General features: G+C 63.4%; 11 protein-coding genes. 6 read left to right on the forward strand and 5 right to left on the reverse strand.

What is annotated here, in order from left to right:
* Positions 1 to 18 precede the first annotated feature (18 nt).
* Positions 19 to 1,035: a protease SohB gene (sohB, locus tag HWV67_RS07330; protein WP_175650590.1), complete on the reverse strand. Its 1,017-nt coding sequence runs from the start codon at positions 1,033 to 1,035 to the stop codon at positions 19 to 21.
* A gap of 199 nt (positions 1,036 to 1,234) precedes the next feature.
* On the opposite strand from sohB, the gene HWV67_RS07335 reads away from it, so the two are divergent.
* The 5 genes from HWV67_RS07335 to HWV67_RS07355 all read left to right on the forward strand — a co-directional run bounded on the left by HWV67_RS07335 (position 1,235) and on the right by HWV67_RS07355 (position 5,296).
* Positions 1,235 to 1,945, forward strand: a complete 711-nt coding sequence (locus HWV67_RS07335; protein ID WP_175650591.1) for a histidine phosphatase family protein — start codon at positions 1,235 to 1,237, stop codon at positions 1,943 to 1,945.
* A gap of 56 nt (positions 1,946 to 2,001) precedes the next feature.
* A complete protein-coding gene (locus HWV67_RS07340) occupies positions 2,002 to 2,319 on the forward strand; it encodes an SCP2 sterol-binding domain-containing protein (RefSeq protein ID WP_036995189.1) in 318 nt (105 codons plus the stop codon).
* Positions 2,320 to 2,514: 195 nt separating this feature from the next.
* The gene (locus HWV67_RS07345) at positions 2,515 to 3,582 is read left to right on the forward strand and encodes a phosphotransferase family protein (protein ID WP_175650592.1); all 1,068 of its coding nucleotides are present in this window, start codon (positions 2,515 to 2,517) and stop codon (positions 3,580 to 3,582) included.
* A gap of 22 nt (positions 3,583 to 3,604) precedes the next feature.
* Positions 3,605 to 4,372, forward strand: coding sequence for an SDR family oxidoreductase (locus tag HWV67_RS07350; protein ID WP_095155082.1), 768 nt, complete (start codon positions 3,605 to 3,607; stop codon positions 4,370 to 4,372).
* 144 nt (positions 4,373 to 4,516) lie between these two features.
* Entirely contained in the window at positions 4,517 to 5,296 is a 780-nt protein-coding gene (locus tag HWV67_RS07355; RefSeq protein ID WP_110968653.1) for a TSUP family transporter, read from the forward strand.
* Here the strand turns inward: HWV67_RS07355 and nudC are convergent.
* Together nudC and HWV67_RS07365 are read right to left on the reverse strand one after the other, a co-directional pair.
* The gene (gene nudC / locus HWV67_RS07360) at positions 5,264 to 6,094 is read right to left on the reverse strand and encodes an NAD(+) diphosphatase (RefSeq protein WP_175650593.1); all 831 of its coding nucleotides are present in this window, start codon (positions 6,092 to 6,094) and stop codon (positions 5,264 to 5,266) included. The genes HWV67_RS07355 and nudC overlap by 33 nt on opposite strands.
* Before the next feature lie 31 nt (positions 6,095 to 6,125).
* Entirely contained in the window at positions 6,126 to 6,938 is an 813-nt protein-coding gene (locus HWV67_RS07365) for a crotonase/enoyl-CoA hydratase family protein (RefSeq protein WP_175650594.1), read from the reverse strand.
* Between the two features lie 165 nt (positions 6,939 to 7,103).
* Here HWV67_RS07365 and nhaB point away from each other — a divergent pair, with 165 nt between their 5' ends.
* Positions 7,104 to 8,606 (forward strand): sodium/proton antiporter NhaB, encoded by a 1,503-nt coding sequence (gene nhaB / locus HWV67_RS07370; RefSeq protein WP_175650595.1) that lies wholly within the window; start codon positions 7,104 to 7,106, stop codon positions 8,604 to 8,606.
* Here the strand turns inward: nhaB and HWV67_RS07375 are convergent.
* Together HWV67_RS07375 and pgm are read right to left on the reverse strand one after the other, a co-directional pair.
* Positions 8,563 to 11,070 (reverse strand): UvrD-helicase domain-containing protein, encoded by a 2,508-nt coding sequence (locus HWV67_RS07375; protein ID WP_371929274.1) that lies wholly within the window; start codon positions 11,068 to 11,070, stop codon positions 8,563 to 8,565. The genes nhaB and HWV67_RS07375 overlap by 44 nt on opposite strands.
* A gap of 180 nt (positions 11,071 to 11,250) precedes the next feature.
* Positions 11,251 to 12,891: a phosphoglucomutase (alpha-D-glucose-1,6-bisphosphate-dependent) gene (pgm, locus tag HWV67_RS07380; RefSeq protein ID WP_175650596.1), complete on the reverse strand. Its 1,641-nt coding sequence runs from the start codon at positions 12,889 to 12,891 to the stop codon at positions 11,251 to 11,253.
* Positions 12,892 to 12,955: the final 64 nt, after the last annotated feature.

Genomic DNA, 12,955 nt, shown 5'->3' on the forward strand with positions numbered 1-12,955 from the left:
GACGGTGCTACATACTGCTTAACGCCAGCGGCTGAGGCGGCTCCACAGCCCGAGCACCGCGTTCTCAACCGAGCCGCTAGCCGCCAGCCCTACCCGCTCCTGCAGGCTTTTGCGCTCGGCATAGTGCAGGTGATAGAGGTTCGAATCACGCGCGCGCTCGCCAAGGTACTCGTCGCTGGTCTTGAGTTCATCGACCAGTTGCTTGTTCAGCGCCGCCACGCCCAACCAGACTTCACCGGTCGCGACATCATCGATGTGCAACTGCGGGCGATAACGCGACACGAAGTCCTTGAACAACTGATGGGTCACGTCCAGGTCTTCCTGGAATTTCTCCCGCCCTTTCTCGGTGTTCTCGCCGAACACCGTCAGGGTGCGCTTGTATTCGCCGGCAGTGAGGACTTCGAAGTCGATATCGTGCTTCTTCAGCAGGCGGTTGACGTTGGGCAACTGCGCCACCACGCCGATGGAGCCCAGGATGGCGAATGGCGCACTGACGATGCGCTCGCCGATACAGGCCATCATGTAGCCGCCGCTGGCCGCGACCTTGTCGATGCACACCGTCAGCGGCACGCCGGCCTGACGAATACGCGCCAACTGGGAGGCAGCCAGGCCGTAGCTGTGGACCATGCCGCCGCCGCTTTCGAGACGCAGCACCACTTCGTCGCGCGGCGTTGCCAACGTCAGCAGCGCAGTGATTTCGTGGCGCAGGCTGTCGGTGGCCGAGGCCTTGATGTCGCCGTCAAAGTCCAGGACAAACACCCGAGGTTTGTCTTCCGGGGTTTTCTTCTGTTTCTTCAGCTCCTTGGCCTGCTGCTTGCGCAGGGCCTTGAGCTCGCTCTTTTCCAACAGGCCCGACTCCAGGCGCTCACGCAAGTCCTTGTAGAACTCATTGAGCCGAGTAACCTGCAAATGCCCGCCGGCCTTGCGCCGCCCCTTGCCGCGAAGACCGGCGATAGCCGACAGCACAACCAGAACCGCGATCACCAGGGTGGCGGTCTTGGCGAGAAAGCTTGCGTACTCTGCAAGAAACTCCACGATAACTCCTTAGCTGACCTGCGCCGTGAGGGCGCGAAAACGATAGTGAAGCATACCGACGCCGGCAGACCGTCGCCAGCGTAGGAAATTTCCAGCAACGCAGTTCAAACGCCCTTTTCAAACGCTTGTATGTTTTTTCGTTGACAGCCTGCCGGTGGCAACCTAACCTCGCCAAATCCTACTTACCCAGGCGTACGACGTGGGCAGCATCTACCTGATTCGACATGGCCAGGCCTCATTCGGTGCAGATGATTACGACGTGCTGTCCCCGGTCGGCACACGCCAGAGCAAAGTGCTCGGCGCTCATATGGCCGAACTCGGACTGAGCCTGGATCGCTGCCTGGCCGGCGACCTGCGCCGTCAACAAGACACCGCGAGCCTGGCGATGGCCAGCATGCAAGCGGGCGGCGCCCTGGTGCCAGCGCTTGAAACCGATGCTGCTTTCAACGAATTCGACGCCGACGCGGTGATCCGCGCGCTGCTCCCCGGCCTTCTGCCGGATGAGCCCGAAGCTCTGCATATATTGCGCAACGCCCGCGATAACCGCGCCGAGTTCCAGCGCTTGTTCGCGCTGATCGTGCAGCGCTGGCATGGCGGGCAACACGACACCGATGGCCTGGAAAGCTGGGCCGGTTTCGTCCAGCGCACCGGCGACGGCTTGCAGCGAGTGCTGGAGCAGGCCGCCAGCGGCGACAACATTGCGATCTTCACCTCCGGCGGCACCATCGCCGCCCTGCTTCACCGCGTCACCGGTATCAGCGCCAGCCAGGCTTTCGAGCTGAACTGGCAGATCATCAACACCTCGCTCAGCCAACTGAAGTTCCGTGGCAGCGAAGTGACCCTGGCCTCCTTCAACAGCCAAGCCCACGTGCGGCTATTGAGGGTGCCGGAACTCGTCACCTACCGATGAATTCCGGCTCACCGCGACCCCCTGCGTCGCTGAAATCACTTAATAAGGAAAACACCATGAGCGATGTCGCCAAAGCCGTTGAAGCCATGAAAGCCAAATTCAACCCGGCTGCCGCTGCCGGCCTGGACCTGGTCTTCGGTTTCAACATCACCGATGAAGACAAGCACTACGCCCTGATCGTCAAGGATGGCACCTGCGAAATCCAAGAAGGCGAAAACGCCGACGCCAACTGCACCCTGGTGCTGGACAGCGAAACCCTGAAAGGCATCGTCAGCGGCGAAACCGACGGCATGCAGGCCTTCATGGGCGGCAAGCTGCGCGTTGAAGGCGACATGATGCTGTCGATGAAGCTCAGCGAGCTGTTCCCGGCCTAAGCGTCACGCCCATGGCGGAAAAAAGAACCGAAGCCCTCACCCGCTTCGGTTTTTTTTCGCCCGCGAATCAGACGGCATCAGGTGCGTTGATCGACAGGCAACACCCACGCCAATAAGGCACGGCGGCACTTGGCAGTCATCCGCGCGAGAATTAGATTAGCCAATGTTCCATGGCTACCAAAATAAGGGAAAAGCATGACGCTCACCGACCAGTCCACCCAGGTCCGCCCCGGCGAAGAACTCGATCCCGCCCTGATCGATCCGTACCTGAAGGCGAACATCCCCGGCCTCAGCGGTGTTCCGACCATCAGCCAGTTCCCCGGCGGCGCCTCCAACCTGACCTACCTGGTGACCTACCCGGAGCGCGAATTCGTGCTGCGCCGGCCGCCCTTTGGCCACAAGGCCAAATCGGCCCACGACATGGGTCGCGAGTTCCGCATCCTCAACCAGCTCAACGCCGGCTTCCCGTACTGCCCCAAGGCCTACGTGCACTGCACCGATGAGTCGCTGATCGGTGGCGAGTTCTACGTGATGGAGCGGGTCAAGGGCATCATCCTGCGCTCCGACCTGCCGCCTGAACTGGGCCTCGACGCCCAGCGCACCGAGGCACTGTGCAAGAGCTTTATCGATCGCCTGGTGGAACTGCACCAGGTCGATTACCACGCCTGCGGCCTGGCCGACCTGGGCAAGCCGGAAGGCTACGTGCAGCGCCAGATCGAAGGCTGGAACACCCGCTACGAAAAGGCCCTGACCCCCGACGCGCCGCGCTGGGAAGCCGTGATCGCCTGGCTGCGCGAGAAGATGCCGGCGGACCATCACCGCCCCGGCATCATCCATAACGATTACCGCTTCGACAACGTCATCCTCGACGCGGAAAACCCGATGCGCATCATTGGCGTGCTGGACTGGGAAATGACTACCATCGGCGACCCGCTGATGGACCTGGGCAACACCCTGGCCTACTGGATCGAAGCCGATGACCCGGCGCCGGTGCAACTGATGCGTCGCCAGCCGAGCAATGCCCCCGGCATGCTCACCCGCCGCCAGTTCGTCGACTACTACGCCGAACGCGCGGGCATCGAGATCAACAACTTCGACTTCTACTACACCTACGGCCTGTTCCGCCTGGCCGGGATCGTCCAGCAGATCTACTACCGCTTCTACCACGGCCAGACCCAGGACAAACGCTTCGCCCAGTTCATCCACATGAACAAGCTGCTGGAACACATGAGCCTGCAGGTCATCAAAGCGTCCAGCCTCTGACAACTACAACAAGGAACCGCCCATGTCCAAGACCCAACTATTCGACCTCGATGGCAAGATCGCCTTCGTCTCCGGCGCCAGCCGCGGCATCGGCGAGGCCATCGCCCACCTGCTGGCCCAGCAAGGCGCGCATGTGATCGTCTCCAGCCGCAAACTGGACGGCTGCCAGCATGTCGCTGACGCCATCATCGCCGCCGGCGGCAAGGCTACCGCCGTTGCCTGCCACATTGGCGAAATGGAGCAGATCGGCGCCGTGTTCGCCGGTATTCGCGAGCAGTTCGGGCGCCTGGACATCCTGGTCAACAATGCCGCCACCAACCCGCAGTTCTGCAACGTGCTGGACACCGACCTCAGCGCCTTCCAGAAAACCGTGGACGTGAACATACGCGGCTACTTCTTCATGTCGGTGGAAGCCGGCAAGCTGATGCGCGAGAACGGCGGCGGCAGCATCATCAACGTCGCCTCGATCAACGGCGTCTCGCCAGGCGTGTTCCAGGGCATCTATTCGGTGACCAAGGCCGCGGTGATCAACATGACCAAGGTCTTCGCCAAGGAATGCGCGCCGTTCGGCATCCGCTGCAACGCCCTGCTGCCGGGCCTGACCGACACCAAGTTCGCCTCGGCGCTGGTGAAGAACGAGGCCATCCTCAATACCGCGCTGCAACAGATCCCGCTCAAGCGCGTGGCCGATCCGAAAGAGATGGCGGGCGCGGTGCTGTATCTGGCCAGCGATGCGTCGAGCTACACCACGGGTGTGGCGTTGAATGTGGACGGTGGGTTCCTGTCCTGACTTTTTGGGCCTCATCGCTCGGCTCGGCGCCCCGACAAGCCAGCGATGAGGCCCTCAACCCAACACAAAACCTGACGACAGCGGTAACATACAGCCCTTCCGGCGAGCCCATTCCCGCCTGCCCCTGTCGCTCAAGAAATTCCCATGCCTTTCGAACTCAGCGTTGACCTCACCACCCTCGCCATTCTCGCCGCCGTAGCCTTCGTTGCCGGTTTCATCGATGCCATCGCCGGCGGTGGCGGCCTGCTGACCACACCCGCCCTGCTCACCGCTGGCATGCCGCCGCACCTGGTCCTGGGCACCAATAAGCTCAGTTCCACCTTCGGCTCGGCCACCGCCGGTTTCACTTACTACCGGCGCAAGCTGTTCCACCCGGCGCAGTGGAAGCACGCGCTGGTGGGCACCCTGGTCGGTGCGCTGATCGGCGCGGTCATCGCCCACTACCTGCCAGCAGAGTGGCTGAACAAGATGTTGCCGGTGGTGGTCTTCGCCTGCGGCGTTTATCTGCTGTTCGGCGGCACGCCAAAGGCGCCACTGGACGCCGATGCGCCCATCAAGAAGAAATGGCAGTTCCCGCAGGGTTTCACCCTCGGTTTCTATGACGGCGTCGCTGGCCCCGGTACCGGTGCCTTCTGGACCGTCAGCACGCTGCTGATCTACCCCATCGACCTGGTCAAGGCCAGCGGCGTAGCGCGCAGCATGAACTTCGTCAGCAACGCGGCGGCGCTGTCGGTGTTCATCTTCTCGGGTCAGGTGGATTGGCTGGTGGGGTTGTCGATGGGCTCGGCGTTGATGGTCGGCGCCTTCTTCGGTGCCCGAACCGCCATCAGCGGCGGTTCGAAGTTCATTCGCCCGGTGTTCATCACCGTGGTGCTGGCGCTGACCGTGCGCCTAGCGTGGCAGCACTGGTTCGGCCAGGCCTAAGCGCCGCGCCACATAGAGGTCGATCAGGTAGCGGGCGATGGAGCGCCCGGCCGGCAGTGGCGGCAGCGCATCGATGCGGAACCACTGGGCGTCCTCGATCTCGTCCGGCTGCATGACGATCTCGCCACCCGCGTACTCGGCATGGAAGCCCAGCATCATCGAGTGCGGGAACGGCCAGCACTGGCTGCCGACGTACTGGATGTTCTGCACCTCGATCGCCACTTCCTCGCGCACCTCGCGCACCAGACAATCCTCCGCCGACTCGCCCGGCTCGGCAAAGCCGGCCAGGGTGCTGTAGACGCCGGTGACAAAGCGCGGCGAACGCGCCAGGAGGATTTCGTCGCCACGGGTGACAAGCACGATCATGCTCGGGGAAATCCGCGGGTAGCTGCGCAGGTCACAGGGCTGGCAGTACATCGCCCGCTCCAGCGGCACCTGGGTCATGGCCTGGCCGCAACTGCCGCAGAAGCGGTGCTCGCGGGCCCAGGTGGAAATCTGCGCGGCATAGCCGAGGATCTTGTAGGTATCGAAGTCGCCGTCCAGCATGAACTGACGCAGCCCCTGCCAGCCGCACCCGGGCAACGCCTGGGTGCCGTGCAACTCGATCAGGTAGACCGGCTGGCCATCGTAATGGCCAATGCCGTGTTCGAAGCGGATATCCAGCTCCTGGCGCTTGAGCCAGTCGCGGGGGAACAGCGCGCCGTTGGCGTCCAGCATGAATCCTTCGGCGCTGCGCACGACCGCCAGGCCGCCATTGAGAGTCGTATCCAGTACCGCTGTGGTCCAACGCGCTGACATGTTCCCTTTCCTTAGCGGGTCGCCGCCCTGCTCAGTCGGCGAACTCCGGCTTCTGTTTGCTCATGTGGGCGGCCACGGCCACCCGCAGGTCGGTGGATTGCAGCATGGCGGCGTTCCAGGTGGCGATGTACTCGAGCCCGTCGTCGATCCGGTGATCGCGCATGTAGCTGAGCATCTCCTTGGTGCCGGCCACGGCAATCGGGGATTTTCCCGCAATTTCCGTGGCAATGGCAAAGACTCCGTCAAGCAGGCTGGCGTGATCGTCGAACGTACGGTTGACCAGGCCGATGCGCAACGCCTCTTCGGCGTCGATGGTGCGCCCGGTGTAGGCCAGTTCGCGCACCAGCCCATCGCTGATGATCCGCGGCAAACGTTGCAGGGTGCCGACGTCGGCGGCCATGCCCATGTCGATTTCCTTGATGGAGAACTGGGCATCGCTGGCGGCATAGCGCATGTCACAGGCGGCGATCAGGTCGATGGCGCCGCCGATGCAATAACCCTGGATCGCCGCCAGCACCGGTTTGCGGCAGTTGTCGACGGCGTTGAAGGAGGCTTGCATCTGCAGGATCTTGCGGCGCAACAGGCGGGCGTTGCGGCCGACGTCCTTGCCCAGCTCGTTGGCCACCGAGGCCAGCAGCATCAGGTCGATGCCCGAGGAAAAGTGTTTGCCGGCACCGCTGATAACCACCACCCGCACCGCATCGGTCTCATCGATCCACTGAAAGATGTCGACGATCTCGCTCCAGAACGCGGCGTTCATGGCGTTGATCTTTTCCGGGCGGTTGATCTGGACGTGGGCGATGTTGTTCGACAGCTCGACCTTGAACGCGGTGTAGTCGGTCACGGCGACGCTCCTTGAGCAGCAGAGGCAGGAAAGAGAGATTAGAAAGCTCGGACTATATCCCAACCGCCAGGCCGCACTTGTGCCAAAACCGGGACTCCATGCCTTGATCTTGCAAAGCGCTTGCGGCACCGTGCCCAGGTCTTTGAATTATCAGGAAACATCTTCATGCCCCGCTCCCTTGCCGGTGCCCTGGCCCACAACTTCCTCGGCCAATCGCCGCGCTGGTACAAGGCCACCCTCTGCCTGTTCCTGCTGCTCAATCCGCTGCTGCTGTTCACCCTCGGTCCGGTGGTCACCGGCTGGGTGCTGGTGGTGCAGTTCATCTTCACCTTGGGCATGGCGCTGAAATGCTACCCGCTGATGCCCGGCGGCCTGCTGCTGGTCGAAGCCCTGTTGCTGGGGATGACCACGCCACAGGCGCTGTACGAAGAACTGCAGCACAACTTCCCGGTGATCCTGCTGCTGATGTTCATGGTGGCCGGGATCTACTTCATGAAGGATCTGTTGCTGTTCGCCTTCTCACGTATTTTGTTAGGTATAAAGTCCAAGTCATTGCTTGCGCTGACTTTTTGCTTTCTCTCAGCTTTCCTGTCCGCCTTCCTTGATGCGCTGACCGTGACCGCCGTGATCATCAGCGCCGCCGTCGGTTTCTACGCCGTGTATCACCGCGTGACCTCCGGCAGCAATCCGCGAGGCGATGCGCACATCGATAGCGATCAGCAGATTCCCGAACTGGCCCGTGAAGACCTGCAGCAGTTCCGCGCCTTCCTGCGCAGCCTGTTGATGCACGGTGCGGTGGGCACCGCGCTGGGTGGTGTGTGCACGCTGGTGGGCGAGCCGCAGAACCTGTTGATCGGCCATGAGCTGGGCTGGCATTTCCAGGACTTCTTCTTCAAGGTCGCGCCGGTGTCGCTGCCGGTGCTGGTGGCGGGCCTGATGACCTGCGTACTGCTGGAGAAGCTGCGCTGGTTCGGCTACGGCACCCTGCTGCCGGACCGGGTGCGCCAGGTGCTCGCCGCCTACGCCGCCGAAGACGACGCCCAGCGCACCGCCCAGCAACGCGCCGCCCTGCTGGTGCAGGGGATTGCCGCGCTGATCCTGATCGTCTGCCTGGGACTGCACATTGCCGAAGTGGGCCTGATCGGCCTGCTGGTGATCGTGCTGATCACCTCGTTCACCGGTATCACCGACGAGCACCGCCTGGGTCGGGCGTTCCAGGACGCCATGCCGTTCACCTCGCTGCTGGTGGTGTTTTTCGCCGTGGCCGCGGTGATTCACCAGCAGGCGCTGTTCACACCGCTGATCCAGGCGGTGCTGGCGCTGCCGGCGGAGCAGCAGCCGGGCATGCTGTTTATCGCCAACGGCCTGCTCTCGGCCATCAGCGACAACGTGTTCGTCGCCACCATCTACATCACCGAGGTCAAGCAGGCGTTCCTCGACGGCGCCATGAGCCGCGAGCACTTCGAGACCCTGGCCGTGGCGATCAACACCGGCACCAACCTGCCCAGCGTGGCCACGCCGAACGGCCAGGCGGCGTTCCTGTTCCTGCTGACCTCGGCCATTGCGCCGCTGATCCGGCTGTCTTACGGACGGATGGTGTGGATGGCGTTGCCGTACACCGTTGTCATGGGCGGATTGGGCTGGTGGGCTGTGACCTACTGGTTGTGACGCGCAAATCCTCGAAGAACGCCTTCTTCCCATCCACCTGCACCGAAGCCCGGGGCAGGTTCGCCTGCTCCCCGTTAGGCACTTCCACGTGCCAGTAGCAGTGGCGCACCGCCCGGGTAATCGCGACATAGGCCAGCCGCAGGATCTCTTCCTTCTGCGCCGTATCGAAGGCTTCCGGGTCACCCGAGCGGCCCAGCCCCGCCAGTCGGTAGACCTGACTCTTGTACGGCGAGCGGGTCACATACTGGCAATCCCCGAGCATGAACACCGCATCCGCCTGCAGGCCCTTGGCGCTGTGATAGGTCAATTGGCGCAGCCGGCGCTGCCCGGGCGGCAAGCTAGAATCCACATTAACTACCGATTGAATATGCTCTGAAATCAATGCTTTATCGGAACCTTTTCGAAACAGGATCATGATCGAATCGCCGCGCTGGTAGTGCTCCATTACCTGCTGCGCCAGCGCTGCCTCGTCCCGCTCCTGCACGTGCACGGGCCAACGCTCTTCAGCCGCCGCCCCCACCGCCTTGGCCTTTTTGCCGGTGATCGACGGCGCGGACTTCACGATATGCTCGGCGGCATCAATGATGTGCTGGTGGCTACGGTAGTTGTCGGTGAGCATCACCCGGGTGCTGGAAGGCGCGACGAAGGTCTTGGCGAACTCCATGAAGTACTTCGGCGAGCTGCCCCGCCAGCCATAGATCGACTGCCAGTCATCGCCCACGCAAAGCAGCGAGGAATGCTGGGCCCGGCGCCCGACCTGCACGGCCGGGCCACGGCGGCGGATTTCCCGCAGGCTGGCCCGCAGCCAGGAAACGATCTGTGGCGAGACATCCTGGAACTCGTCGATCATCAGGTGCGCCAGCGGCCGCAGCAACGGGTCGGGCAACAGCCGCAGGTTCTCCGGGTTGTTCTCGCCGAACAGGGCGAACATGCGGTTGTAGCTCATCACCGGCGGCGACTGCCCCAGCAGATGGTCTTCCAGCGCTTTCCAGTACAGGCTCAGGGCCTCGAAGAACTGCGCATCGCTGTCGCCCTGCGGGAAGCTCATGCCACTCACTGCGACAGTCACATCCAGCCCCAGATTCTCGATAAAGCCCGCCGCCGTGACGAAAGCATCCAGCAGCGGCGCTGCGGCCAGCTCGCCCTTGACCTTGTAATCGAAGCCGGGACCCGCCACCGCATCGCCCGCCAGGGACGCGGTCAAGCGCTTGGCGGCAGCGTAATTTTCCAGCCAGATCACAGGCTTATCGCAGAAAGCTTGAAACAGGGTGCGTTTGATAACCCACTCAGCCCAGACCGGCAGCTTGGCGCTCGGGCGCTTGTACTGCTGGTTTTCCCCCGGATCGAAGCCCAGCACCACCCAGGCATCCAGCTCGGCGATATGACCATGGAAATGGAAGCGACTGCCGTTGATTTCGACCGTCTCGCGGCTCGGCTCGATGCCTTTGATGGGCCAGGCACCGGCGCCAAACCACAGGTCTTCGATGGTGTCGCACAGTTCTTCATCGCGACTGGCCGAGAGCTGGGTCACCGCCATGCGCTTCTGCACGTCGGGATGGTCTTTTTCCAGCGACTTCAGTTGCACCGCCTCGCGGCGCAGCCCGCCGATCAACGCGGCAAAGCGCGGATTGGTCCGCAGCAGGTCGCGGTAGCACAGGTTGAGTTGCTGACGCTGGGCGTCGTTGATGCGCAGGTCGAAGGGGTTGCTCTCGGCATCGGCTTCCGCGCCGGCGGGTAGCTCGCTGCCGAGGGTCTCGAAGGCGCGCACCTGGCTGAACCCCGGCAGGCTGCGCACCAGCGGCAGGATCCTTGAGTGGAAGGTGCGCACCAGCTCCCGCGCCTGCGCCGGGTTCAACGCCACCTGCCAGAGGCTGAACACCTGCAGCAGACGGGCAATAAAGTCTTTGCGCGACTCGCGGGTGAACGTCACCACGGTCATGGCGTCCAGCTCGTAACCGAGGTAGTGGCGCAGCAGCAGGATGCGCAGCACCAGGGACGTGGACTTGCCCGCTCCCGCGCCGGCGATGACACAGGTGGAAGGCGTGTCGCTGAAGATCATCTTCCATTGCGCGGCGCTGGGTTGGGCGTGCTCCGGCAGATGCCGGGCGACATCGGCCTTGAAGCGCTTCTTCAGCTCGGCGGTGAGTGGCAGGCGCCAGTCGTCGAACAGGCTGTCGTCCAGGCCGGGAATACCGTGGCCGTCGGGACGGGTGTCACGGATCACCAGCACCTGGCGCCCGGCTTCGTAACCATCGACACGACCCTGGTCGTAACCCTCACGCAGGCCATCAGCGTGGCCAGTGCGCTGACCGCTGGCGTGGCCCTGGAACCAGGAATCCCGGTGTTGTGCCCGCAGGCGATTGAGGCCACGGCCGAGCAGGCGCGCGGTGAGGCGCCGGATCCACGGCAGCTGGGCGGAGAGGGTCAATTCGAGGGGTTGCGGGGGAAGCTTTGTCTGACACACCGGCTCCGGCAGGAAATCACATAAGCCGGAAGTTTTACCCCATTCGGGCGCAATGGGACAGAACTGATTGTCTGGAAAATCAGGGGATTAGCGGGGGGAGTTGAGAAAGGTCATCGCTGCGGCAAGGCGCCCGGCAAGCCGGCTCCCACAAGGTGGAAGCCGGCTTGCCGGCGATCAGGGTCAGGAAATCGCCTTGTCCACCAGCTCCTGCGCTTCGCTCACCAGACGCTGCAGGTGCGCATCGTCGATAAAGCTTTCGGCGTAGATTTTGTAGATGTCCTCGGTGCCCGACGGCCGCGCGGCGAACCAGCCATTGGCGGTCATCACTTTCAGGCCGCCGATGGCCTGGTCGTTACCCGGTGCATGGCTGAGTATCTGCTGGATCGGCTCGCCGGCCAGCTCCGTGGATTTGACCTGCTCCGGCGCCAGCTTGCCCAGCAGGGCCTTCTGTTGCGGGTTGGCCTTGGCCTCGACGCGGGTGGCGAACGGCTCGCCCAGTTCGGCGGTCAGCTCGGCATAGGCCTGGCTCGGGTCACGGCCGGTACGGGCGGTAATCTCCGCTGCCAGCAGCGCCGGGATCAGGCCGTCCTTGTCGGTGGTCCAGACGCTGCCGTCCTTGCGCAGGAACGACGCCCCCGCGCTCTCCTCGCCACCGAAGCCCAGCGAGCCGTCGAACAGCCCATCGGCGAAGAACTTGAAGCCCACCGGCACTTCGTACAGGCGACGACCCAGACGCGCGGTAACCCGGTCGATCAGACCGCTGCTGACCACGGTCTTGCCGACCGCGGCGTCCGCACGCCACTGCGGACGGTTCTGGAACAGGTAGTCGATGGCCACGGCCAGGTAGTTGTTCGGTGCCAGCAGGCCACCGGTCGGGGTGACGATGCCGTGGCGGTCGTGGTCTGGGTCGCAGGCGAAGGCCACGTCGAAACGGTCACGCAGGCCGATCAGGCCCTGCATGGCGTACGGCGAGGACGGGTCCATGCGGATCTGGCCGTCCCAGTCCACCGACATGAAGCGGAAGGTCGGATCGACCTCGGCGTTGACCACTTCCAGGTTGAGCTTGTAGTGCTCGGCGATGGCCGACCAGTAGCGCACGCCCGCGCCGCCCAGCGGATCGACGCCCAGGCGCAGGTTGGCGCCGCGAATAGCATCGAAATCGATGACGTTGACCAGATCGGCGACATAGCTGCCGACGTAATCATGGCGATGGGTGGTGGCCGCCTTCAGTGCCTGCTCGTAAGGCAGGCGCTTGACGCCCTTGAGGCCGTCGGCCAGCAGTTCATTGGCCTTGGCCTCGACCCACTTGGTCACATGGCTGTCGGCCGGGCCGCCGTTGGGCGGGTTGTACTTGAAGCCGCCACTCTGCGGCGGGTTGTGCGACGGCGTGATGACGATGCCGTCGGCAAGGCCGGAGGTGCGGCCACGGGTGTAGCAGATGATCGCGTGGGACACGGCCGGAGTCGGGGTGTACTCGTCGTCCTTCGACAGCATCACCTCGACGCCATTGGCCGCCAGCACTTCCAGCGCACTGGCCAGGGCTGGAGTCGACAGCGCGTGGGTGTCGGCGCCGATGAATAGCGGGCCATCAATGCCCTGCGCCTGACGGTACAGGCAGATGGCCTGGCTGATAGCCAGCACATGGTTCTCGTTGAAACTCAGGTCAAAGGAACTGCCGCGATGGCCGGAGGTGCCGAAGGCGACCCGCTGGGTAGCCACGCCAACATCGGGCTGGCCAGTGTAGTAAGCGGTCAGCAGACGCGGGATATCGACCAGTACGGAAGCGGGAGCCAACTTGCCAGCCAGAGGACTGAGCTTCATGCAAAACCTCAAGAAAAGAGTTTCAGGGTGATGAAATCACGCAGTTTACTGGCACTTCGACTAC

Origin of the sequence: Pseudomonas sp. Marseille-P9899, from assembly GCF_903166565.1 — a bacterium.
GTDB classification, from domain to species: Bacteria; Pseudomonadota; Gammaproteobacteria; order Pseudomonadales; family Pseudomonadaceae; genus Aquipseudomonas; species Aquipseudomonas huaxiensis.